This window comes from Kitasatospora sp. NPDC053308 (assembly GCF_055585785.1).
In genome coordinates this window covers 233,744-256,563 of record NZ_JBVJJY010000011.1, presented here as the reverse complement: position 1 = coordinate 256,563, position 22,820 = coordinate 233,744, and the positions used below count along the sequence as shown (strand labels likewise).

Below are 22,820 nucleotides of genomic sequence, written 5' to 3'. Positions count from 1 at the left end.
TCGGGCTGGGGTGGCGGGTGGTTGTGCGGGAGGTATCGCAGGGGCTGCGGGTGCGGTCGCAGGCGAGGTTTGAAGCGGCGGTGCCTGGAGGCGGGGGATGGCAGCCGTGCCAGTCCGCGTTCCTCCTCAGGCCGAAGGCTGTGAGTGATCGCGCCATATGGGGGGTGGCGTCTGGAGCGGCGGGTGGCGGGGACCCCGGATGGCCGCGGTGATGACGGAGGGTTTGGCCAGGTCCGACAGGGGGGCGGACAGGGTGAAGATGTCGACGAAGGCTGCCGCGGTGCCGGGGTCGGTGCTGGCGGTGCGCAGGAAGCGGTTCATGCACCGGCGAAGCAGTGTGTGCCGCCAGGTCGGGCGTGGTCCGGTGGTGTCGGGGTGGCCGATGTCCGAGGCGGTGGCGATCAGCCACGCGAGGTCTTGCGCGTGGGCGAGCTCTCGCTGCGTCGTTCGTGGACTGCGCGAGACGGTCAGGGCGGTGCGCAGCACGTTCGCGCTGTGAGCGGCGACGGACATGCCGTGGGCGTAGATGGGGTTCAGGCTGGCGGCGGCGTCGCCGATCACGAGGAGGCCGTGGGGCCAGGCGGGGAGCCGGCCGTAGTGGTAGCGCCGGTTGGCGGTGTTGCCGAACCCGGAGATGCGGGTGAGGTGCGTCGTGTTCATGATGAGTTCGCCGATCAGCGGATGGCGCAGGCTGCGGGCGAACTGAATGAATCCGTTCTCATCGACGGGCGGTGGGGCGCCGCGTGTGCCGTAGAGAGCGATGCACCAGCGGTCGTCTTCGACACGCAGCAGGAAGCCCGCACGTCCCGGGGCTCGTGTGGCGGGATCGGCCTGGATGGCGACGAACGGGTACTGCTGGGTGAGGCCGGGCGGAGCCTGGACGATGCGGCTGGCGTAGGTGATCCCGGAATCGACCACGGTGGACGGGGTGGGGGGCAGGCCGAGGTCCTGCAGCCATCGGGCGGTCTTGCTGCGGCGGCCGGTGGCGTCGATGACGAGGTCGGCGCCGAGGACTGCTTCGTGGCCGGTTTCGCGGTGGCGGGTGCGGACCCCGTGGACCTGATGCACGTTTCCGGTCAGGCCGGTGGCGTCGGTTCCGTCCACGATGGTGATGGGGTGTTGTTGCAACAGCTGGCTGCGGATCACGTGTTCCAGCAGCGGACGGGTGCAACCGATGATGTGTTGCCGGGGCGGGAAGGGGCGCATCCAGCCGTGTGGGCCGTAGAGGCGTGCCTGGCCGGGCATGCCGACGCGGTGCGCGCCCGCGCGGGCGAGCGCGTCGAGGGTACCGGGCAGCAGGTTTTCGATAGCGCGGGCTCCGCCGGAGGGGAGGGCATGCAGGTGGCGTCCCTGGGGGACTCCGGGGCGGGGGGCCGGCTCGTCCGGGAGCCGGTCGTGTTCGACGATGGTCAGCCGGGCTGCGTGCGGGGCGGCGGCCGCGGCGGCGAGCAGGCCGGCGATGCCGCAGCCCAGCACGACGCAGTGCCGCAGCGTCGCGGGCCGTGTCACGGCCGTGCCTGGGTGGAGAGGACGGGCGTCACCAGGTCCGGCGGAGCGGGTGAGGCGGCGAGGCCGGCCAGCAAGTGGGCCAGGCCGTAGCAGAGCACCGCCAGCTGGATGGCTCCAGCCGTGGCCAGGAGCCTGAGCCAGGGCCTGCTCCACCCGGGGAAGCGGTCCGCGCCTCTGTCGATCGCGGTGAGACCGTCGCTGTCCTGGTGGTACCAGAGCAGGCCGAAGACGGCGAAGGAAGCGCCGATGAACACCGCGTCGTAGAGGGGGTATTGGAATCTGCTGCCGTAGAACAGCGTCAGTACGGGGATAGTGTCCGCGAAGGCGTAGAGCCGTACGGCCACCCCCGAGAACATGACGGCCCCGCCGCACACCGCGCTGGTTGCCAGCGCCGCTGCGGCGCGGTGCCGGCGGCCGCTGCGGGGCCGCCGGGCCGTCCACCGCACCGCCTGCCGGATGAGCGCGAAGAACAGGGGCATGGACAGGTACGCCAGAAGCGCCTGTGCGGGGAGATTGGTCGCCGCCTGAGGGCCTCCGCGCCACCCGGGCAGGTAGGGAAACCAGCTGCGCATCGCTAGCGGTTCGTCCTTGTAGTACGCGAATACGGGCCGGAGCCAGCCCCCCACCAGGTCCAGCCACATGGCGAACGGCGCGGTCACCATCACCATCGCCGGGAAGGTCAGCCGCCGTTCCCGCCGGCAGTCGCGTACCACCCAGACCGCCACGGCCGCGACGATCGGGGCGTAGCAGAGGGTGAAGACGGTGGTGATCCCGGGGCTGCCCAGGTGCGGCGGGCCGGCGGGACGGTCCGGCAGGCGCCAGCCGCCGTCAGCCAGCCAGCGTCCGACCACGATGATCTGGGTGACTATCCCTGTTGCACCGAGCAGGGACCACCAGCGGATCGGTGTCGGGGGCGGGGGTGCCGCACGGGTATCGCTCGCGGACTCGGCCGTGGTCACGCTCTGTACCTCCCACGTCGGACTGGCCGGCATCGTGACTAGTGCGGGGGCCACAGGTAATGGGGAAAATCCGCCGGGAGCGGGTCGTGTCCGGCAGCGGCGGTCAGCGGGACGAACACCAGGAGGAAGGACATCGCGATCGCGTTGCAGATCCCGATGCCGGCGAGCACGCGCAGTGCCGCCTCAGGGCGCCGGCTCAGAGGGGCAGCGGTGCGGAACACCCAGGGGGTGCGAGCATGCCTTTCGGCCAGCTGTTCCATCAGTACCACGACGGTGGGCTGCAGGACCATGGTCACGATGTTGACCAGCGGTACCTGGTACCAGTGCCCGCCGAACACCGACAGGTGCCATGGCGCGAAGGGGTAGGCGTAGACGCCCAGCAGGATCGCGACGAGTTCGAGCAGCACGCACACGACCGCCATGAAGGGCAACGAGGCCAGCAGCCGCCGTCCGATGCCCCAGCGTGGGCGCACGCGCTCGATGCGAGCGACGGCCCAGCGCTGCAGCCAGACCCACACGACGGTCAGGAACATCATGAGGACGGTGCTGGCTGTCGCGGCCTGCGACTCGGGTAGCGGACCGGTCCAGCCGGGAAGGTAGGGCCCCCAGGTCGTGGCATTGAGCGAGAACGGATTCTCGACCATCGTCAGGTTTCCCCAGCCGTACACCGGCAGCAGCCAGGCCGACATGCCGAAGCCGAGCAGGAGCACCGCATCGAGGGTGATCGTGTGAGCCTGTCGGCACTGGCGCCAGACCACCACCGCGCACACGGCCAGGGCGGCGGCCAGTCCGGCCTGACCGATCCAGGTCACCGTCTGCTGAGTCGGCGAGATCTCACGGCCGGCGGTGGGGACCGGGTGCAGGCCACCGCCGGTGATCCATCGTCCGAACACTGTCGCCTGGGTGACCAGGGCCAGCACGCCGGCCGTCGCCCACCATGTCAGGGGAGCGGACAGCAGTCCGCGGGCGCGTGCGGCTGTGGCGTGGTCCGGGCCGGCCGTGGTCATGCTTCGGGCACCTCCTGTGGGCGCTGCTCGGTTGTCCGTTGTCCGGGGACGGCAGGCTTTCCGAGCGCGGTGGCGGGGAGGCGGCCCATTTTGTCCAGCAGCCAGTCGGCCAGGGCGGCGGCACTGGGCTTGACCCAGATGACGCCCGGTTTGATCTCGGTGCGCAGGGCGCGCTGGATGCGTTGTTGCAGCTGGACGGCGCCGAGGGAGTCCAGCCCCAGCAGGACCAGGCTGGTGTGCCCTCCGATGTGGCGGTGGGTGCCGCCGAGCAGGTCACGTACCTGGTCGATGATGAACTCTTCGATGAGGCGGCGTCGTTCGGCGTCGCCGGTAGCGGCCAGCACGGCCTCGCGAACTGCCGACGTGCCCGTCTCCGTCTGGGGTGTGCCCGCCAGCAGGGGGGCGAGGAGGGTGGAGCGCCGTAGTGCCGGGTAGGGGGCGGTCCACCGCGTGGTGTCGAGGGGGGAGTAGCCGATCTGGTGGTGGCCCTCGGTCAGGATCCTTTCGAGGGCGGCGGTTCCGTCCTCCGGTGTGATCATGATGAACTTGCGTTGGGCGAGGTGCCGGCCGCGGCCGACCTCGCTCCACGCTCCCCACTGGACGGCGGTAGCCGGCAGGCCGTGACTGCGGCGCCAGGCGGCGAGGGCGTCGACGAAGGTGTTGGCGGAGGCGTAAGCCCCTTGTCCGGGGGAACCGAGGAGGCCGGCGACCGATGAGTAGAGGACGAAGAAGTCCAGGTCATGGGCGAGGGTGGCCCGGTGCAGGGCCCAGGCTCCCTCGGCTTTGCCATGCCAGACCCGCGCGGTGAGGTCGTCGTCGAGGCGGGTGAGGGTGGCGTCTTCGATGACGCCGGCGGCGTGCAGTACCCCGTGCAGCCTCCCGGTGCCGTCGGCTGCGGCCTCGACGGCCTGCTCGGCGGTGCGGGGGTCGGCGATGTCTCCGAGGAACACTCGGATATCGGCACCGGTGTCACGGCGCAGTGCCTCGAGTTCCTTGGTGGTCGTCTGGGTGGGGGCGGTGCGGCCGCAGGCCACGATGCGTCCGGCACCCCGCTCGGCCAGCCAGCGCAGGGCCAGCAGGCCCAGTCCTCCCAGCCCGCCGCTGACCAGATAGGCGCCGCCCGGCTGTACCGGCGTGGGCACCGGGGAGCGGAAGGGTCCAGGGCCGGGGCGGATCTGGGCGAGGTGGCGTGTGCCGTGCCGCCAGGCGATCTCGGTGACCGGCTGGCCGGTGGCGAGCAGGTCGTCGGCGACGGCGTCGAGCGGAGTGGTGCCGCAGATCTCGATGCTGCTGGGCGTCAGCTCGGGGTGCTCGAAGGCGGCGACCCGCAGCAAGCCGGGCAGTCCGGCCGTCGCGAGCGGTGTCTCGTCCCCACGCCACAGCACCCACAGCCGGGGCGGTGCGGCACGCTCACCGAGCTGCCGGATCACGGTGACGGCGCGGGTGAAGAGGCTACGGGCCGTGAGGGCCGGGGTGTGCTCATGACGGGCGGGCGGGCGGGTCGAGGACGAGAGCCAGCGCGGTGACCGCCGGCTCGCGGCCCTCCAGTGCCTCGGCGAGGGCCGCTCCGGCCGGGGGGACCTCTGGTCGGTGGGTGAGCAGCCGGCTGCCGGCGCTCCTCTTGCCCAGCAGGGCGGCCAGCCGCTCGGCCCAGGGGCTGTCCTCGGCCGCGACGACCAGCCACCGGCTCTCCCTGTCCGCTTCGCGGTCCGCCGGGACAGGGTGGGGCATCCAGGCGAGATGGGCGAGTCGGTCGGCGTAGCGCTGCTGAGGCGGGGTGATGTTGGTCAGGCGCAGGCCGCGGACCTCGGCGACGACGGTGCCGTCGGCGGTGGCGAGTTGTCCGGAGGCGGTGCAGGCGAGGTCATCGGCTCGGTGCAGCTGTACGGACGCGATGCGTGTGTGGGCGGTGGGTCCGTGGACGCGGATCTCGTCGAAGCCGCTGACGACCACAGGCCCGGGGCTGGTAGCGCAGTACTCCAGCCAGGCCGCGACGACGGTCTGCACCAGTTGGTCGGCGAGGGCGGGGTGGAGGGCCATGGTCCACGCGGACACGCGGGCCGGGTCGGCGATCCGCAGTCGGGCGACGGCACGGTCGCGCGCGGGGCTGATCTGGATGCGGTCGACCGCGGTGAAAGCAGGGCCGTGGAACACGTCGTGGCGCTCGCGGAAGTACCGGTAGAGGTCGGCCGGGGCCGTGTCCGTCCACTGCTCGGTGACGAGTGCGGGCGTCTCCAGGCGCTCCGGAGCCTCGTGGGCGGGCAGCGGCCGTACGGTCGCTGCGGCGTGCACGACGACACCGTCCTGGCCGCCCGAGACCACTTCGACCCGCGCCTGCTGCCCCCGGACGGTCATACGGGTGGTGACCTGCGGTTCGGGTTCCAGGATCAGGGGCGCATCGGCCTGCAGCCCCTCGAGGACGATGCGGTCGGTGGCGAAGACCTGTGCGCCGGCGGCGAGAGCCATCTCGGCCAGGCCGGTTCCGGGCAGCACCGGTACCCCGGAAACCCGGTGGTCACCGAGCCAGGGCAGGCGGTGCGGGCTGACGAGAGCCTGCCACAGGTGCCGCTCGGGGGCGTCGGGATCGTGCACGTAGCCGCCGAGCAGTGGATGCTGGGCGGCGCCCGCCAGATGGGGGGCGATGAGCTGGTAGGGCGTCTGGTCGCCGCCATGGCGTGTGCGGTGCCAGGCATGTGGGGGCAGTTCGGCCAGTCGGCCCTCGCCGTAGCGGGAGGCGAAGTCGATGCGGTCGTATCCGGCGCAGTGCACGGCCGCGAGATGAGCCAAGAATGCGTCGGTGTCGTCAACGCCCTGGCGCAGGGTGCCGACTGCCACGGCATCGCTCACGCCGTCCGCGTGGGCGGTATCCAGGATGGGGCGGACGGCCAAGGGGTGCGGGGTGCATTCGACGAAGAGCCGGTGTCCGGCGGTCAGCGCCGCCGATACGGCGGTGTGGAAGCGGACCGTGCCGCGCTGGTTGCGCACCCAGTAGGAGCCGTCCAGCGGACCGGGGCTGCGGGGGTCCTCACTGACGGTGGAGAAGAATCCCTCGCCGGGCGCAGTGGCGGGCAGGTCGGCGAGGGCCGCGGTCAGATCGGCCAGGACGGGCTCGACCTGCGGGGAATGCGAGGCCACATCGACGTCGATCATCCGGGCCGCGACACCAGCCGCATCCCACGCCCGGACCAGAGCGGCGATCTGTGCGGCGTCCCCGGAGATGACGGTGGAGGTGGGGGAGGTGAGCACAGCGAGCGACACACCGTCCGCCCCGGCTGTCGCGAGCGCCGACCGGACCTCGTCGGCACCGAGCAGGACGGACGCCATCGCGCCGCCGGAGATGGTGGCGAGCAGCGCCGAGCGGCGGCAGATCACCCGCACTCCGTCCGCACGGCTGAGCGCACCGCACACCACGGCGGCGGCGGCTTCGCCCAACGACTGCCCGATCACGGCGGCCGGTTCGACGCCCCAGGACCGCCACAACGCCGCCAGTGCGACCTGGACGCCGAACAGCACAGGCTGGATCCGGTCGATACCGCGCAGCCGCTCCGGATCGGCGATCATCGCGCGCAGGGAAAACCCGGCCTCGGTCGCGATCAGCGGCTCGAGTTCGTCGATCGTGGCGGCGAACACCGGCTCGGCCGCCAGCAGCCTGCGGCACATGCCGGGCCGCTGGGAGCCCTGGCCGGTGAAGACGAACACCGGCCCGGCATGATCCGGTGGCAGCACAGGCACCCCACTGACCATGTCGTCCGCCTGCCGTCCCTCGGCGAACGCCCTAGCCCGCTCCGCCAGTTGAGCGTGATCGCGGGCGACCAGGCCCAGGCGGTGGTCCGCGTGCCAGCGGCGCAGGGCCAGGGTGTGCGCTGTGTCCGCCGGCTCCACCGCCTGGCCGTGCTCGCCCTCCGCCCAGTCGGCCAGCCGTGCCGCGGCTGCGGACAGCGACTCCGGGGAGGTACCCGAGAGCAGGAACAAGCGGGCCGGACTCCCCTCGGGCGTCCGGTCGCGGCGTGCGGTGCGACGCCGGGGCTTCGGCGCGGTCTCCAGGACGACGTGCGCGTTGGTGCCGGTCACCCCGTACGAGCAGATTCCGGCCAGCCGTGCAGCCCCCTTGACCGGCCACGCGGTGAGCACGGTGGGCACGAACAGCCTCGATGGCACGCCCCGGGAGATGGAGGGGTTCCACCGGTCGAAGTGGAGGTTGGGCGGGATGAAGCCGCGACGCAGACACTCGACAGCCTTGATCACGCCGGCGATCCCCGATACCGGCTCACTGTGCCCGATGTTGGTCTTGACCGAGCCCAGCGCACACCGACCCTTGCCCTGGCCGTAGACGGAGTCGATGGAGGCGTACTCCACCGGGTCGCCGACCGCGGTGCCCGGGCCGTGCGCCTCGATCAGACCGACCTCGCCCGCGTCGATCCCGGCAGCCTCGACCGCGCGGCGGAACAGCCGCTGCTGCATGAGGGTCGACGGCGCGGTCAGACGGCTGGCCTGCCCGTCGTTGTTGACCGCGCTGCCCCTGATCACCGCCAGCACCCGGTCCCCGTCCCGCAACGCATCAGCCAAACGTTTCAGCACGAGTACGCCTGCGCCCTCCCCTCGTACGTAGCCGTCCGCACGCGCGTCGAAGGCATGACACGCCCCACGCTGCGAGAGCAGCAGCGGAGCCTCGTACAAGTGCGTCTCGGGTGAGAGCATCAGCAGCACTGCACCCGCCAGTGCCACATCACAATCCCCCAGCGTCAGGGCCCCGCACGCGGTATCCAGCGCCACCAAGCCCGAGGAGCAGTGCGTACTGATCACCATCACCGGGCCGCGCAGGTCCAGGGCGAACGCCACCCGCCCCGCCGCACCCGCCGTGAAATTCCCGAACAGGTAGGGGCTGTTGGGCGCGTCCTGGACCGGTCTCGCCTCGCGAAAGAGGTTGTCCGGCGCGTAGGTGCCCACATACACCCCGGTCCGCGAACCGCGCAGTCGGTCGAGCGGCACGCCAGCATGCTCCACCGCCTCCCACGCCACCTCCAACAGCACCCGGAACTGCGGGTCCACCCAGCGCTGCTCGACCGGGGCCACCGCGAACGCCTCCGGCTCCCACGCCCACACGTCCCCGTCCAGGAAGCACCCCTGCCCCGCCCGGACCGCGACGTCCGGATCCTGAACGGCCGCCAGTTCTGCCGCGTCCCAGCGCCCCGCAGGCACCGGCCCCACCGTTGAACGGCCCTGTGCGGCCAACCGCCACAGCCCGGCCGCACTCTCAACGCCCCCCGGAAACCTGCAGCCGATCCCGATCACCGCGATCGGGGTCTCCTGTGAGGCAGCCATCGTGTCCCCTTCTCTCCACCTGCTCGGCGACCTTCACGCCGCGGGACCGCGGGAGAACGGCAGGCGCCGCCCGTCGAGGGTCTCCCCCTCAGCCGTGCCGACGGAGTGCCCACGCCGTCCTTGAGGGCCGCCCTTACGATCGCCGGCACGTGGCCCCCGACTCCAGCCACGCCACGCCCCGCCGCCCGGTCCGCACCGCGATCGTCCAGGAAGAGTTCCGGCCCCGGCCCGCACTCTGCCGCACCACAAGTGGCCAGATGGGCGCGGGCATAGCACGTACTCGCTGTTACGGCCCCGCGGAGCCCGCTGCCGGACACCGTGTACGCGCGGATGCGCACCTGGTGCATGACTCCGCCAGATCGTCCGCTCTTCAAGTTGACGCGGGACCGATTCATCGGTCAATTCTCCCCGGAGGAGCGCATCGCAGCGTTCTCGTAGCGCGAGGGCGCAGACCAACCACAACCGAACCCTCCGCGCGCCGGTCGAAGCAGTTCAGGGGTGGTGGAGATGGTCTGCTTGGACACGCTCACGCCATAGACCTCGGCCAGATGGGCGGAGATCCCACCGCGTGTCAGACCCCGGGCCGACAGGGACAGGACCATGTCGTCGACACCGGTCAGCCGGCGCTGGCGCTTGCGCACGATCTGCGGCTCGAAGCTGCCTTCCCGGTCGCGAGGCACATCGATCTCGACCGGTCCCACGTCGGTGAGCACAGTCGTGGACCGGATGCCGTTGCGGGAGTTCCCGGAGCCGGCACCGGCCGGGTCGCGCTTCTCGTAGCCGAGGTGGCATGAGCTGCCGGATCGCGTGGTGGACGAGCAGGAGGCCGTAGACCTCCTGCTCGACGCCCCACGGGTACTTCGAGGCGCAGGACGAGTCCGGGGCCGCGCTGGTGGGTCTTGATCTCGTCCAGGGCGGCCTCGATCTCCCACCGCTGGGCGCAGAGCGCGGCCAGTTCGCGGGCGGGCGCCTGCTCGGGGTCGAGGATGGTGGTCACCAGCCGGTAGACGGTCGCGTCGCCGGTGCGGGCCAGGGTGTACTCGACGACCCGCACGGTCACCGGGTTGCGGCTGCTCCTGCGGTCCGGCTCAGCGTGGACGGTACTGAGGTAGGAACCGTCTTCCTGTACCCGCATGACCGGCAGGGCGGCGTTCGCGCGGACCCGCCACAGCAGGTCCGCGCGAACGCCCGGGTGGCATGCCACAGCTCGAACCCGTAGAAGCCCCGGTCCGCCGGCAGCAGCATGCCCTCCCGCAGGTGCACGAACAGCCGACGCGACAGCGCCTGCTCGCCCACCGACGGCGGGCCCACCTCGGCGCCGAACGCGGCGTGGGTGCCGCACTCGGCCAGCCCCACTACTCTGGCCTGCGGGAACGCGCCCGTCCCGCGCCCGGTGCCCGGACGGCCGAAATGCGCGTCGTTGGCCTCGGTGTCCGCCAGGTCCGAAGTCGTGCCGTCTACCGCGACCAGACGCCAGTGCCGGTACCAGGCCCCGCCGTCCCGGGCGCGGCCGGCGGGCGGCACACCCACGCGAACAGCGCCTTCAGCGGATCGACTCCCAGCCGTCGGCGGGCCCGGCCGATCGCGGCGATCGTGGGAACCCGCCACGACCGCCGCCCGTCCCCAAGTCCCTCGCCCAGCAGCCGTGCGACCTCCTCGTAGCCCTGCCCGAAGAACAGGCACATCGCCAGCACGAAGTACACGACCACCCGCGCCGGCAACAGCCGGCTGCGTTTCTCGCCCCGCCCGGTCTCGGAGATCACCTCATCGACCAGATCCGGCGGAAACGCCTGGGTCAGCACCCCGATCGCGATCCGATCCGATAGCCGCTCACCCGTAGGCGACTTGACCTGCCCCACCCTCGCCACACCACACCCGACGAGCCAGAGACACCAAAGTCACTGGCATTGGCCCTAGCCGGCCGGGGCGAGTGTGGGGTCGAGCGCGGCCCGCAGGAGTCGAAGGTAGGTGTCCCGGGGGATCACCGTGCCGCCCAACTGCCGGGTGAAGGCGTGGAGTTCCTGCACGTCGACCAGGACGCAGCCGCGGCGTTCCATAAGTTCCGCCATGGCTGCGATCGCGGCGTGCCCGGCGTTGGGCGCGGAGTGGAAGGTCGTCTCCATGGAGAGCCACCGTCCGATGCCCAGACCGATGACACCGCCCACCAGCACGCCGTCCAGCCACACCTCGGCGGAGTGGGCGGCGCCGACCTGGTGCAGCTCACGGTAGAGCGCGGACATCGCGGCGTCGATCCAGGTGGTCTCGCCCGGTTTGCGGCCCACCGCACAGGAGTCGAGCACCTCGCCGAACGCGGTGTCCCAGCGCAGATCGAAGCCGCCGGTCTCGACCGCCCGGCGGGCTCGACGGAGGTAGCGGGTCCAGGTGTCGCCTCGGACGTCGATGATGCAACGGGTCTCCGGGTTCTCCCATTTGAGTGGTGCCTGCGGCTTCCTGGCGTCGCCCCCGGCGTACCAGCCGTGCGCGTAGTAGGCCAGTGCCTCCGCCGCACCGACGGGAGCTCCGGCCGACGCAACGCCGCCGCTCATCACGCCACCGCCTGGGTGAACTGGTGGTTCGTCGGCCCGTTGACCCGCAGGCTCAGCTGGACCAGGTCGGCGTGGGTGGCCGCGGGAGCCTTGGCGCGAATTCGCCGGAGGTACGTATTCACCGTATGAACACTGATCCCGAGGCGCCGGGCGGCCTGCTCGTAGGTACGCCCGCAGGCTATTTGTTCCAGCACCTCGCGCTCGCGCGGCGAGAATTCAGTCGGCACGAGATCCAGGCTCATGGTTGACCCCCGTCAGAAATTTCGTCTGTGCAAATGCGACGGGCCCGATGAGCGTCCCGCCCGCCGCCGAGCGGTCAGACTATCACCGCGTTTGCCGAGCCAAAGATCTTGAAGGGCAGGTCGGAGCGACCTCGTCGGTCCGATCGGACTCCGTTGCTCACGTGCCCCGTTGGGTTCGAATCACAGACCGGTGATCATGTCAAGTCGCCAGTTGCGGTGACTCGCCCGAACCTGTGAGCCGGGGTGAGGGTGGCGAACGAATGCGCCGACGGTTCGGCCGCGGCCCCTTCCGAGAGGACTGATTGACGACATGCTGACCGAAGAGCAAATCCGGCTATTCGGCCAGGACGGGTTCATCCTGATTCCTGACGTCTTCGATCCCGCAGAGCTGGCGACTCTCCGCGGAAGCCTTTCAGAGGTATTCGCCGAACCCGGTCCGCACCGCGTTATGGAGGCCGGGACCGGGGTGGTGCGCGGCGTGCACGGCGTGCACGCGAGCCACCCGGTGTTCGGGGCGCTCACCCGGCTGCCCCGGCTGGTGGAGCCCGCCCGGCAGCTGCTGGGCGACGAGGTCTACGTCCACCAGTTCAAGATCAACGCGAAACTCGCCCTGGTCGGCGAGGTCTGGGAGTGGCACCAGGACTACCGCTTCTGGCGTGACGAGGACGGCATGCCCGCGCCGCACGCGCTCAGCGCCGCCGTCTTCATGGACCGGGTCGACGAGTTCAACGGCCCGCTCATGTTGGTCCCCGGCTCGCACCTGGACGGCGTGTACGAGACCACGGTGCAGGACGACGCGGACTGGAGCCGGACGCTCTCCGCGAAGATGAAGTACTCGCTGACCGCCGACACCCTCGCTCGGGCCACACGGGAGCGCGGCATCGTCGCTCCCAAGGGCGGAGCCGGCAGCGTCCTGCTGTTCCACAGCAACATCCTGCACGGCTCGGTGCCCAACATGTCGCCCAACAACCGAACCCTGGTCCTGATCAGCTACAACAGCGTGCGCAACCGGCTGCAGGACGTGGCCGCCCCCCGGCCGGAGTTCCTCGCCGCCCGCGACTTCACCCCGCTCAGCACGGTCGCCGACGACGCACTGCTCTCCCTCCCGCACGTCACCGCGGCCCGCGCATGACCGGCGAGCGCGAACGCCGGATCCAGGAGCTGCTCGCCCAGCGCGGCCGGCGCAGCCCCGCTCCGGGAGGCGCCGACCTTCCGAGCGGTCGCACCGAGGGCCCGCTCTCCCCGGGGCAGCGGCGGCTCTGGCTGCTCGACCGCCTGCACCCGGGCAGTGCCCAGTACAACGTCCCGATGGCCTGGCGCATCGAGGGAACGCTGGACGAGGCGGCGTTCGCGGAGAGTCTGCGGCAGCTGTGCCTGCGCCACCCCGCCCTGCGCACTCGGATCGTGCTCGACGAATGGGGCGAGCCCGGGCAGGTCGTGCTCGCCGACCCGCCCGCCGTCGAGATCGAGGACCACAGCGCGCTCGCTGCGGCAGATCGCGAGGCCGCGGTCGCCGCCCGGGTCCGTGCCGAGGCGGACCTGCCCTTCGACCTCGCGGCTGAGGTGCCCCCGGTGCGCGTGCGGCTGCACCGGCACGGTGACGCCCGATGGACGCTCACGCTGACCATCCATCACATCCTCTTCGACGACTGGTCCTCCGGCGTGCTCCAGCACGACCTCGCCGCGCTCTACCGGCGGGCTGTCGGCGGTGCCGGGGAGCTCGCTCCGCCGGCCGCGCAGTACCTGGACTGGGCGGCGCAGGAGCACCGGCGCACCGACGGGCGGCAGGACCAGCTCGCCCTCTGGCGCGCGCACTTGGAGGGCGCGCCGACCACCGTCGACCTGCCCGCGAACCCCGTGCGCGAGTCCGGTCCGGGCCCCGCGCGGCAGCTGACCGTACCGGCCGACCCGGCGGACCTCGCCCGGCTGGAGGAGCTCGGCCGGGCCGAGGGCTGCACGCCGGTCACCGTGCTGATGGCCGCCTGGGCCGCTCTGCTGCACCGGGTCGGCGGGCAGGACGACCTGGTGATCGGCACGCCGTACGCCCAGCGCGAGCAGGCCTGGACGCACGAGCTGATCGGCTTCTTCCTCAACACCCTCGCGCTGCGCGTCGACCTCGTCGGGGCGCCATCGTTCCGCACGCTGCTCGCCCGGACGCGCACGACCGTCACCGAGGCGTACGACCGGGCCGAGGTGCCCTTCGACGAGGTGGTGGAGGCGCTGCGGCCGGAGCGCTCGGGAGGGCGGCACCCGTTGTTCCAGGTGTGGTTCGCCGCCGATGAAATCGGCGCCGCCGGGCTCGATCTGCCGGGAACGGTCTGCACCCCGCTGGAGGCCGACGGCGGGGAGGCGAAGTTCGACCTGGCCCTGTTCGCGGCGCGGCGGTCGGCCGGTACCGAACTCGTCCTGGAGTACGACAGCGCGCTGATCGACGACCTGACGGCGGACCGGCTCGCCCGGCAGCTGGCCCGGCTGGTCCGCTCGCTTGCCGACGCTCCGGACCTCCCGCTTGCCGACCACGACCTGCTCGCCCCCGAGGAGCGCGAGCTGGTCCTGCGGACCTGGAACGGCACCGCCGCCGACCTCGGGGCCGAGCCGCTGGCCCAGCACTGGTTCGAGCGGCAGGTCGAACGGACCCCGGAGGCGATCGCGGTCGAGGCCGGGGCCGAACGGATCAGCTACGCCGAACTCGACCGACGGGCCGAGGAGGTAGCCCGGGCGCTGGTCGCGGCCGGGGCGGGCCCGGGCGGATTCGTCGGCATCGCCGTCCGTCGATCGGTCGCGATGCTGGCCGCCGTCCTGGGCACGCTCAGGACCGGCGCCGCGTACGTGCCGTTGGACCTGAGCCATCCGCAGGAGCGGATCGCGCTGCTGCTGGAGGACACCGCGCCCGCGGTGGTCCTGGTCGACGCCGGCACGGCCGACCGGCTCCCGGCGACCGGTGCCCGGCTGGTCGACGTCGCTGCACTGGCCACCGCGCCGGAAGCGGACGCCGCGCCCCGGCCGGCGGTCCCCGTGGACCCGGAGTCGGTCGCCTACGTGACCTACACCTCCGGCTCCACCGGCCGCCCCAAGGGCATCCTGATGCCGCACCGGGCGGTGAGCAACCTCATCGCCTGGCAACTGAGGCGCTACCAGCCGTGGCAACCCGGCTACCGGACGCTGCAGTTCGCGTCGCTCAGCTTCGACGTGTCGTTCCAGGAGATCTTCTCCACCCTCGGCGCCGGCGGCACCCTGGTGCTCATCACCGAGGACGAGCGGCGCGACGTGCACGGCCTGGTGGACCTGCTCAACCAGCACCGGATCCAGCGGCTGTTCATCCCCGCGGTGGCGCTCCAACAGGTGGCCGAGGGCTACCGCCTGGGCGGACGGCTGCCGCGCACGCTCGAAACGGTGATCGCCGGCTCCGAGCAGCTGGTGGTCACCGACGACCTGCGCACGCTCTTCGCCGATCTGCCGAACGGCCGCCTGCACAACGAGTACGGGCCCTCCGAGACCCACGTCACCACGGCCCACCGGCTGCCCGCGGACCCGGCCGCCTGGCCGGGGTGGGCGCCGGTCGGGCGGCCCATCGCCAACCACCAGGTGTACGTACTGGACTCCGCGCGCCGGCCGGTGCCGGTCGGCGCACGCGGCGAGGTGTACATCGGCGGCGCCGGGCTCGCCCACGGCTACCTCGGGCGGCCGGACCTGACCGCGGCCGCCTTCGTGCCCGACCCGTTCTCCGGACGGCCCGGTGCCCGGCTCTACCGCACCGGCGACATCGCCCGCCATCTGCCCGACGGCGAGCTGGAGTTCCTCGGCCGGGCGGACGGCCAGGTCAAGATCCGCGGTTTCCGGGTGGAACTCGGCGAGGTGCAGGCCGGTCTGGACGCCCACCCGGCGGTGCGCTCGGCCTTCGTCAAGGTGGACGGACAGGGCTCGGCGGAGCGCCGCCTGGTCGCCTACGTCGTCCCGCAGAACGGGGCGGCGCCCGGCGCAGCCGAGCTGCGGGAATTCCTGCGGCGGCGGCTGCCGGACTACATGGTCCCGGCCGCGTTCGTCGCGCTGGACCGCTTCCCGCTGACCGTCAACGGGAAGGTCGACCAACGCCGCTTGCCCGCACCGGAGTTCACCGGAACCGCGGGCACGGAGCGGGCCGCCGAGCCGCAGGACGAGCTGGAGCGGGAGCTCGCCGCCGAGCTCGCCGCCCTCATCGGCGCCGAACGGGTCGGCCGGGACGACGACTTCTTCCAGCTCGGCGGCCACTCCCTGCTCGCCACCAAGCTGCTTTGGGCTGTCCAGGCCCGCCACCGCGTCGAGTTCCCGCTCGCCGACTTCTACCGGCGGCCGACCGTGGCCGGGCTGGCCGAACTGGTGCGCAGCGCCCTCGCGGCCCCCCAAGCGGACGCCGACGTCATCACGGCCGGGGCCGCCGAGGCGCAGGCGCGCCGGCAACTCGACGACCTCTTCGACGACCTGCTGGGGCCGGCGCACTGACCACGCCGCCCCACGGAAGGAAGAACGACCCATGAGCTCACAGACCGTCGCAACCGGCTCGCACACCGTCGTGGTGAACGAGCAGGGGCAGTACTCCATCTGGCCCGCGGACCGGGAGGTCCCGCTCGGCTGGACGGCGCTCGGCGGCCCGGCCGGCGAGCAGGAGTGCCTGGCGTACATCGAGGAGCACTGGACGGACCTGCGCCCGTTCGCGGCCCGCCGCTCCGACACCGCCGGAGGACTCGATGCCTGATCTCCTCAGCCCCGGCCTCACCCTGGCGCTGGAGCCCGGGGAGGCACGGACGCTTACCGAGCTGGCCGACGCGCACGCCCGGGCCGCCACCGGGCCGCAGTCCCACACCTTCTTCCGCCAGGCGCCCGCTCTGGCGCAGGAACTGCCGCAGCGGCTGCGCACCGCGCTGACCGGTATGCGGCAGCGCGAGGACGCCGCCTTCGCGCTGGTCACCGGCCTGTCGGTGGACGACGAGGCGATCGGCGCGACCCCGGCCACCTGGCGCGACCCGGAGGCGGTCCGCCGCACCGATCGGTACGAGAGCCGGCTTGCCCTGGTGGGCTCGGTGGTCGGCGAGCTGTTCGGCTGGAACACCCAGCAGGGCGGTTCGGTGATCCACGACGTCCTGCCGATGCGTGAGTTCGAGAACACCCAGATCAACTTCGCCAGCCAGGAACCGATCTGGTGGCACACCGAGGACGCCTTCCACAGCCACCGCCCGGACTACGTCGGGCTGCTCTGCCTGCGCAACCCGCAGGGCGCGGCCACCACGGTCAGCTGCGCCGCCGACTGGGACCTGGCCGACCCGAGGTTCGACCTGCTCTTCGAGGAGCGGTTTCGGCATCGGCCGGACGAGTCGCACGGCGACGCCGCCGAGCCGGCCAAGCCCAGGGCGCTGCTGACCGGCGACCGGGCCCACCCGTACGTCTGCGTGGACCCGTACTTCCTGGAGCAACCGGTCGACCCCACGGTGGCCGCCGTCCTGCAGGACTTCTACGCCGTGGTCGACGCGGCGCTGCAGCAGGTGGTGCTGGAGCCCGGCGACATCCTGGTGGTCGACAACTACCGCGCCGTACACGGGCGCAGGCCCTTCCGGGCTAACTACGACGGCCGCGACCGCTGGCTCAAGCGGATGTCCGTCAGCCGGGACCTCCGCCGCAGCTGGTCCGTTCGGACCACGGCCTCACGACAGATTCTGGACGGCAATGACCACTGAGACGGCGACCACGGGGACGACGGTGAACGGGGAGACGACGGTGGCGGTGCCCACGGGCTGGACATCGGTGATCGAGGCCTTCGCGGCGCGGCGGGCTGAATGCCCGCACGCCACGGCGGTGACCGGTGGTTTCGGCAACTGGTCGTACGAGCGACTCGGCCTGCTGGCCGACCGGGTGGCCGCCGCGCTGCCCGCCGGGCGGGAGACCCGGGTGGGCTACCTGGGCGCGCGCGACCAGCGTTTCCTGGCCGTGGTGCTGGGTGTGCTGGGCGGCGGTGCGGCGTACGTGCCGCTGGACCCGGCCTGGCCCGCCGCGAGGATCAAGGAGGTGGCCGAGGAGTCCGGCCTGGCCCAGGTCTTCGTCGACGAGGCGCACGCGGCCGTGGCGGCCGGGGCCGGCGTGGACGGCGTTGTCCGGGTCGACGAGGTGCTCGAGGCCGCGGACCGGCCCGCGCCCGTGCTCCGCTGGGCGGGGACCGGTGCTGACCTCGCGTACGTGGTGTTCACCTCCGGGTCGACCGGCCGGCCCAAGGGCGTGCTGACCGAGCACGCCGCGCTGCTCAACAACTGCGCCGGGATCGCTGGGCGTTGGGAGCTGACCGAGGCCGACCGGGTGCTCCAGTTCACCTCGCTCGGCGTCGACATCACTCTGGAGGAGGCGTTCTGCGCCTGGGTCGCCGGAGGCGCGCTGGTCCTGATGGATCCGGCCGTCGCCACCGACCTCGCGGCCTTCACCGCCTTCCTGGCTGAGCACCAGGTCAGCGCGCTCGACCTGCCCACCTCCTTCTGGACGGCCTGGCTCGCCGCGATCGAGGCCGGGGACGTCCCGCAGCCGCCCGCCACCGCGCGGGTGATCGCGGTCGGCAGCGAGGAGGTCGGCTCCGCCGAGATCGCCCGCTGGCACGCGGTGGCCGGCCCGCACAGCCGCGTCCACAACATGTACGGCTCCACCGAGCAGGCGATCACGTCGATCACGGCCGGGCCCATCGGGCCGGGCGACCCGATCGGTACCGGCGTCATCGGCACCCCGCTTCCCGGCGTCCGGGCCTACGTCCTGGACGGGCAACTGCGGCCGGTCGCGCCCGGAGTACCCGGCGAGCTGTACGTCGGCGGCCTGGCGGTTGCCCGCGGCTACGTCGGTCAGCCGGCCCGGACCGCCGCCCGGTTCCTCCCCGACCCGTTCGCCGGAGAGCCCGGCGCCCGGATGTACGCCACCGGCGACCGCGCCGTGGCCCTCAGCGACGGCAGCTTCCGTTTCGCCGGCCGCATCGACGACCGGTTGAAGATCCGGGGCTTCACCGTGCAGCCGCGCGAGGTCGAGCTGGTGCTGGTCGGCGTGCCGGGGGTGGCCAAGGCCGTCGTCACCGCCGAGCCCGGTCCGGACGGCCGCGACCGCGTGGTGGCCGACGTCTTCGCGACCGTCCCCGGCCGCGAGTCCGAGCGGCTGGTCGCCGCGCTCACCGCCGAGGTCGTCGAGCGCCTGCCCGCCCCCGCGCACCCGCAGCGCTACACCGTCCACACCGACGACGCGGACGGGCCGCACGTCCTGCGCCCGGCGGCCGCCCGCGCCGCGGCCGAGGACCTCCCGGACGACCCGGGGTACCGGGCGGCCGCGGCGGCCGTCTCCGCCCTGTGGCAGGAGCTGCTCGGAGGTCAGGAGATCGGGCCGCACGACAGCTTCCTCGACCTCGGTGGGAACTCGCTGATGGTCACCCAGCTGCTCACCCGGCTGCGCAGTCGGCTCGGGGTCGAACTCGGCTTCGCCGAATTCTTCGCCGCGCCGACGGTGGCCGCCGTCGCCGCTGCCGTGACGGCCACCGACGCTCCGGTCCCCGACGACGCCGGGCCCGCCGTGCTCACCCCGCGCGAGCTGCCGCGCAGCGATGCCGAGCACGGCCCGGCCTGGTCCGGCCAGGAGCGGATGTGGTTCCTCAACCGGCTCGCGCCCGACTCGGCCGCTTACAACCTGCCGTTGGTCTTCGAGGTGGCCGGCCCGCTCGACCTCGCCGCCCTGGAGCGAGCGCTCCTCACGGTCGTGGAGCGACACGAACCGCTGCGCACCGCCGTCCGGTTCGAGGACGGCCGCCTGGTGCAGTCCGTCCGCCCGGCCGCCGTGCGGATCGAGACCGCCACCACCGGCGCCACCGTGGCGCAGGAGCTGAGCGACGTGGACGGCCTGCTGGCCGCGTTCGTGGCCCGCCCCTTCGACCTGGCCGGCGGCGAGCTGCTGCGTGCGGTCCTGCTGGACTGCGCGGACGGCAACCGGCTGCTGGCCTTCGCCGTCCACCACATCGCCTTCGACGAGTGGTCTGCGGGGCTGTTCGTCGCCGAGCTGGGCGTCGCGTACGCGGCCACCGCGCGAGGGGCCGAGCCGGAACTGCCCCCGCTCGGCGCCCGCTACCTGGATTTCAGCGCCTGGCAGAGCGGTGCGGAGTTCCGCGCCCACACGGAGGGCCTGCACGGCTTCTGGCGGGAGTACCTCGACGGGCTGCCGCAGAGCCTGCCGCTGCCCGTCGACCGCGAGGCGCCCCGCGAACCCAGCGGCGTGGGCGGCGCCAGGGCGTTCACCGTCGGCCCCCGGCAGACGGCGGCCCTCACCGCGCTGGCCCAGCGCGAGGGTGTCACCCGGTTCCACACGCTGCTCACCCTGTTCGCGGTGTTCCTCGCCCGCCACGCCGGCCAGTTCGACCTGGCCGTCGGCGTGCCCACGACGAACCGTGGCTCAGAGGAGCTGGAGCGGCTGGTCGGACTGTTCGTCAACACCCTGCCGGTGCGCGCGGACCTCGCCGACAACCCGCGGTTCGCCGAGGCCGTCCAGCGGCTCAGCCGCAGCACGCTGGCTGCCCAGGGCGGCGCCGACCTGCCGCTGGACGAGATCGCCCGCGCCACCGGCCGGCCCGGCGGTCCGGGGGAGAACCCGATCTTCCGGACCATGTTCCTGATGGACGAGGAGCGGATCGACCTCGACCTCGTCGGAGCCCGGGTGAGGACCCTGGAGCTGCCGGCCCGCACCTCCACGCTCGACCTGACGCTGATCCTCGGCGAGTACGAGGGACGGCTGGAGGGACGGCTGTGGTACTCCACCGACCTGTTCGACGAGCAGAGCGCGGAGCGGCTGGTCGAGACCTTCCTCGCGCTGGTCGAGCGGGTCGTCGCCGACCCCGACCTGAAGGTCAAGGACATCCCGTACGTCCCCGCCGGCGCCCGCGCCCTGGTGGCGGGCGAGCCCGCCGCCGGCACCCGTACGCCGCTCGCGCTGCAGATCGCCGAGACGGCCCGCCGGCACCCCGGGCGGATCGCCGTCGAAGCCGACGGCACGAGCCTGACGTACCGACAGCTGATGGACCTCGTGGACGACATCCGCGGTCGGCTGCTCGCGGCCGGGCCGGTCGAGGGCTTCGTCCCGCTGGTGCTGCCCGGCGGCCCGGCGATGCTGGCCGCCATGGTCGCGGTCAACAGCCTCGGCGCCGCCTTCGTGCCGATCGACCCGGATTGGCCCGCACAGCGCGTCGCGGACATCCTCGGCGAACTCGGCAGCTCGGTCGCGGCGGGCGCCGAGGACGGCCCACGGCCGGCCGGCGTCCGGACCGTCGCGGTGCCCTCGGCGCCGGTCGGCGAGCACGGCCCGACCCCGTGGCAGCTGGCCCACGGCGACGGCGACCGGCCGATGTACGCGATCTACACCTCGGGCTCCACCGGACGCCCCAAGGGCGCGGTCGTCCACCACCTGGGCGTTGCCAACCGGATCGCCTGGATGAACCGCGAGTTCGGCGCGGAGGCCGCCGAGACCGTGCTGCAGACCACCCCGCCGGTGTACGACAGCTGCGTCTGGGAGTACCTGTGGCCGCTCACCCTGGGCGGGCGCACGGTGCTGTCCGGGCCGACCCTGCAGGCCTCGCCGGAGCGGCTGCTCGACGTGATCGCCACCCACAAGGTGCGCACGATCGACCTGGTCCCGGCCATGCTGGACGGGCTGGTGCGCCACGCGGCCGGCGATCCGGCGGCCACCGAGGCGCTGCGCTCCCTGGCGGTCGCCATCGTCGGCGGCGAGGAGCTGGGCCGCGGGGTGGCCCGCCGGTTCGAGGAACTCGGCCTGACCGCCCGGCTGTACAACCTGTACGGTCCGACCGAAGCCAGCATCGGTTCGATGTTCCACCGGGTCACCGGTGGTGACGAGGGCCGGGTGTCGATCGGTCGGCCGATCGACGGCACGGGCGCGGTGGTCCTGGACGAGCGCCGCCAGATCGTCCCGGTGAACGTCGTGGGCGAGCTCTACCTGGCCGGTGACTGCGTCGGCCTCGGCTACCTCGCCAACGCCGGCGAGACCCGGCGCCGCTTCGTGGAGAACCGTTTCACCGACGCAGTCCCCGGCACCCGGCTCTACCGCACGGGCGACCTCGCCCGGATGCGTCCGAGCGGCGAGCTGGAGTTCTGGGGCCGCGCCGACGACCAGATCAAGATCCGCGGTGTGCGGGTCGAACCCTCCGAGGTCGCCGCTGTCCTGGAGGCCCACCCCGGGGTCGCGCAGGCCGCCGTCCTGGCCGCCCCCGCGCCCACCGCCGCCGTCGGGAGCCGGGAACGGGTCGCCGCCCTGCTCGGCGCCGCGCCCGCCGAACTGGCGCAAGCCGCTTGGCGCCGCGTGACCCGGGCCGACCTCTCCACGGCCGAGACCACCACCACAGAACCGGAGCACTGAGCATGCTGCGTCGCTACAAGGACTTCACCATCGAAGTGGGGCTGCACCGCGGCTCGTTCATCGGCGCGCCGCGCGCCGAGCAGCAGCGCTGGGTCGTGCACCGGGCCGTGGACGAGCTGGCCGAGCAGCTGCGCCACCTCGACGTGATCGCCCCGGACTTCGTGGACGGCACCACCCGCGGCGAGATCAACGCGGAGTGGCACGGCAGTGAGGCCGACTACCACGACGGCTCGCTGATCATCGAGGGCCAGCAGGTCATGCAGGACTGGGAGGCCGCACTGATGCGCCGGATGGCCGAAAGGGTCGGCGCGGGCCACGGCGACATCCTGGAGATCGGCTTCGGCCTCGGGCTCTCGGCGACCTTCATCGAGGAGCAGGGCGTCCGCTCGCACACCATCGTCGAGTTCAACGACCAGGTGCTGGAGGTCGCCAAGGCCTGGCGCGCGAAGCGCCCGGAGGCGGACATCGAGCTGATCCAGGGCAACTGGCAGTCCGTCATGCCCACTCTCGGCGACTTCGACGGGGTCTTCTGGGACGCCTTCCCCACCAGCGAGGACGAGTTCGACCAGTACGTGCTGCGGGACAGCACGGTGGCCGAGGCGTTCTTCTCCGAGGCCGCCGCCCACCTGCGGCCCGGCGGGGTGTTCACCTACTACACCAACGAGCGCGACTCGCTCAGCCGGCGCCACCAGCGCAGCCTGCTGCGGTACTTCAGCTCGTTCTCGGTGGAGGTCGTGGACGGGCTCGTCCCACCCGCGGACTGCCAGTACTGGTGGACCGACCGCATGACCGTCGTCACGGCGACCCGCTGACCCGGCGCGAGAGAGAAGA

General features: G+C 72.5%; 14 protein-coding genes and 1 pseudogene. 6 read left to right on the top strand and 9 right to left on the bottom strand.

The window, feature by feature from the left end:
• Positions 1-126: 126 nt before the first annotated feature.
• The 9 genes and pseudogenes from ACZ6Y7_RS24645 to ACZ6Y7_RS24605 all read right to left on the bottom strand — a co-directional run bounded on the left by ACZ6Y7_RS24645 (position 127) and on the right by ACZ6Y7_RS24605 (position 11,585).
• The gene (locus tag ACZ6Y7_RS24645; protein WP_465760097.1) at positions 127-1,509 is read right to left on the bottom strand and encodes an NAD(P)/FAD-dependent oxidoreductase; all 1,383 of its coding nucleotides are present in this window, start codon (positions 1,507-1,509) and stop codon (positions 127-129) included.
• Positions 1,506-2,468: a spirocyclase AveC family protein gene (locus ACZ6Y7_RS24640; protein ID WP_465760096.1), complete on the bottom strand. Its 963-nt coding sequence runs from the start codon at positions 2,466-2,468 to the stop codon at positions 1,506-1,508. Before ACZ6Y7_RS24640 ends, ACZ6Y7_RS24645 begins: the two co-directional genes overlap by 4 nt.
• A gap of 38 nt (positions 2,469-2,506) precedes the next feature.
• Entirely contained in the window at positions 2,507-3,475 is a 969-nt protein-coding gene (locus ACZ6Y7_RS24635; protein ID WP_465760095.1) for a spirocyclase AveC family protein, read from the bottom strand.
• Positions 3,472-4,905, bottom strand: coding sequence for a beta-ketoacyl reductase (locus ACZ6Y7_RS24630; RefSeq protein WP_465760094.1), 1,434 nt, complete (start codon positions 4,903-4,905; stop codon positions 3,472-3,474). The genes ACZ6Y7_RS24635 and ACZ6Y7_RS24630 overlap by 4 nt, the downstream gene beginning before the upstream one ends.
• Before the next feature lie 49 nt (positions 4,906-4,954).
• Complete coding sequence (locus ACZ6Y7_RS24625; RefSeq protein ID WP_465760093.1) at positions 4,955-8,797, bottom strand: acyltransferase domain-containing protein; 3,843 nt, start codon at positions 8,795-8,797, stop codon at positions 4,955-4,957.
• Positions 8,798-9,300: 503 nt separating this feature from the next.
• A pseudogene (locus tag ACZ6Y7_RS24620) lies at positions 9,301-9,585 on the bottom strand (transposase); the annotation flags it as partial.
• Positions 9,586-10,254: 669 nt separating this feature from the next.
• Positions 10,255-10,656, bottom strand: a complete 402-nt coding sequence (locus ACZ6Y7_RS24615; protein WP_465760092.1) for a transposase domain-containing protein — start codon at positions 10,654-10,656, stop codon at positions 10,255-10,257.
• A gap of 54 nt (positions 10,657-10,710) precedes the next feature.
• The gene (locus ACZ6Y7_RS24610; RefSeq protein ID WP_465760091.1) at positions 10,711-11,343 is read right to left on the bottom strand and encodes a hypothetical protein; all 633 of its coding nucleotides are present in this window, start codon (positions 11,341-11,343) and stop codon (positions 10,711-10,713) included.
• Positions 11,343-11,585 (bottom strand): response regulator transcription factor, encoded by a 243-nt coding sequence (locus ACZ6Y7_RS24605; RefSeq protein ID WP_465760090.1) that lies wholly within the window; start codon positions 11,583-11,585, stop codon positions 11,343-11,345. Before ACZ6Y7_RS24605 ends, ACZ6Y7_RS24610 begins: the two co-directional genes overlap by 1 nt.
• Positions 11,586-11,895: 310 nt before the next feature.
• Between ACZ6Y7_RS24605 and ACZ6Y7_RS24600 the strand changes: the two genes are divergently transcribed.
• The 6 genes from ACZ6Y7_RS24600 to ACZ6Y7_RS24575 are packed head-to-tail and all read left to right on the top strand — an operon-like array spanning position 11,896 to position 22,801.
• The gene (locus ACZ6Y7_RS24600) at positions 11,896-12,717 is read left to right on the top strand and encodes a phytanoyl-CoA dioxygenase family protein (protein ID WP_465760089.1); all 822 of its coding nucleotides are present in this window, start codon (positions 11,896-11,898) and stop codon (positions 12,715-12,717) included.
• The gene (locus ACZ6Y7_RS24595; RefSeq protein ID WP_465760088.1) at positions 12,714-16,064 is read left to right on the top strand and encodes a non-ribosomal peptide synthetase; all 3,351 of its coding nucleotides are present in this window, start codon (positions 12,714-12,716) and stop codon (positions 16,062-16,064) included. The genes ACZ6Y7_RS24600 and ACZ6Y7_RS24595 overlap by 4 nt, the downstream gene beginning before the upstream one ends.
• A 31-nt stretch (positions 16,065-16,095) precedes the next feature.
• The gene (locus ACZ6Y7_RS24590) at positions 16,096-16,317 is read left to right on the top strand and encodes an MbtH family protein (RefSeq protein ID WP_465760087.1); all 222 of its coding nucleotides are present in this window, start codon (positions 16,096-16,098) and stop codon (positions 16,315-16,317) included.
• Entirely contained in the window at positions 16,310-17,293 is a 984-nt protein-coding gene (gntD, locus tag ACZ6Y7_RS24585; RefSeq protein ID WP_465760086.1) for a guanitoxin biosynthesis L-enduracididine beta-hydroxylase GntD, read from the top strand. The genes ACZ6Y7_RS24590 and gntD overlap by 8 nt, the downstream gene beginning before the upstream one ends.
• Positions 17,283-21,989, top strand: coding sequence for an amino acid adenylation domain-containing protein (locus ACZ6Y7_RS24580; RefSeq protein ID WP_465760085.1), 4,707 nt, complete (start codon positions 17,283-17,285; stop codon positions 21,987-21,989). Before gntD ends, ACZ6Y7_RS24580 begins: the two co-directional genes overlap by 11 nt.
• 2 nt (positions 21,990-21,991) lie before the next feature.
• The gene (locus ACZ6Y7_RS24575) at positions 21,992-22,801 is read left to right on the top strand and encodes a class I SAM-dependent methyltransferase (RefSeq protein WP_465760084.1); all 810 of its coding nucleotides are present in this window, start codon (positions 21,992-21,994) and stop codon (positions 22,799-22,801) included.
• Positions 22,802-22,820: the final 19 nt, after the last annotated feature.

Coding starts and splice junctions, on each gene's coding strand:
- ACZ6Y7_RS24605 (WP_465760090.1), bottom strand. CDS start 11,585: ATGAGCCTGGATCTCGTGCCGACTGAATTCTCGCCGCGCGAGCGCGAG.
- ACZ6Y7_RS24580 (WP_465760085.1), top strand. CDS start 17,283: ATGACCACTGAGACGGCGACCACGGGGACGACGGTGAACGGGGAGACG.
- gntD (WP_465760086.1), top strand. CDS start 16,310: ATGCCTGATCTCCTCAGCCCCGGCCTCACCCTGGCGCTGGAGCCCGGG.
- ACZ6Y7_RS24575 (WP_465760084.1), top strand. CDS start 21,992: ATGCTGCGTCGCTACAAGGACTTCACCATCGAAGTGGGGCTGCACCGC.
- ACZ6Y7_RS24610 (WP_465760091.1), bottom strand. CDS start 11,343: ATGAGCGGCGGCGTTGCGTCGGCCGGAGCTCCCGTCGGTGCGGCGGAG.
- ACZ6Y7_RS24590 (WP_465760087.1), top strand. CDS start 16,096: ATGAGCTCACAGACCGTCGCAACCGGCTCGCACACCGTCGTGGTGAAC.
- ACZ6Y7_RS24595 (WP_465760088.1), top strand. CDS start 12,714: ATGACCGGCGAGCGCGAACGCCGGATCCAGGAGCTGCTCGCCCAGCGC.
- ACZ6Y7_RS24600 (WP_465760089.1), top strand. CDS start 11,896: ATGCTGACCGAAGAGCAAATCCGGCTATTCGGCCAGGACGGGTTCATC.
- ACZ6Y7_RS24635 (WP_465760095.1), bottom strand. CDS start 3,475: ATGACCACGGCCGGCCCGGACCACGCCACAGCCGCACGCGCCCGCGGA.
- ACZ6Y7_RS24625 (WP_465760093.1), bottom strand. CDS start 8,797: ATGGCTGCCTCACAGGAGACCCCGATCGCGGTGATCGGGATCGGCTGC.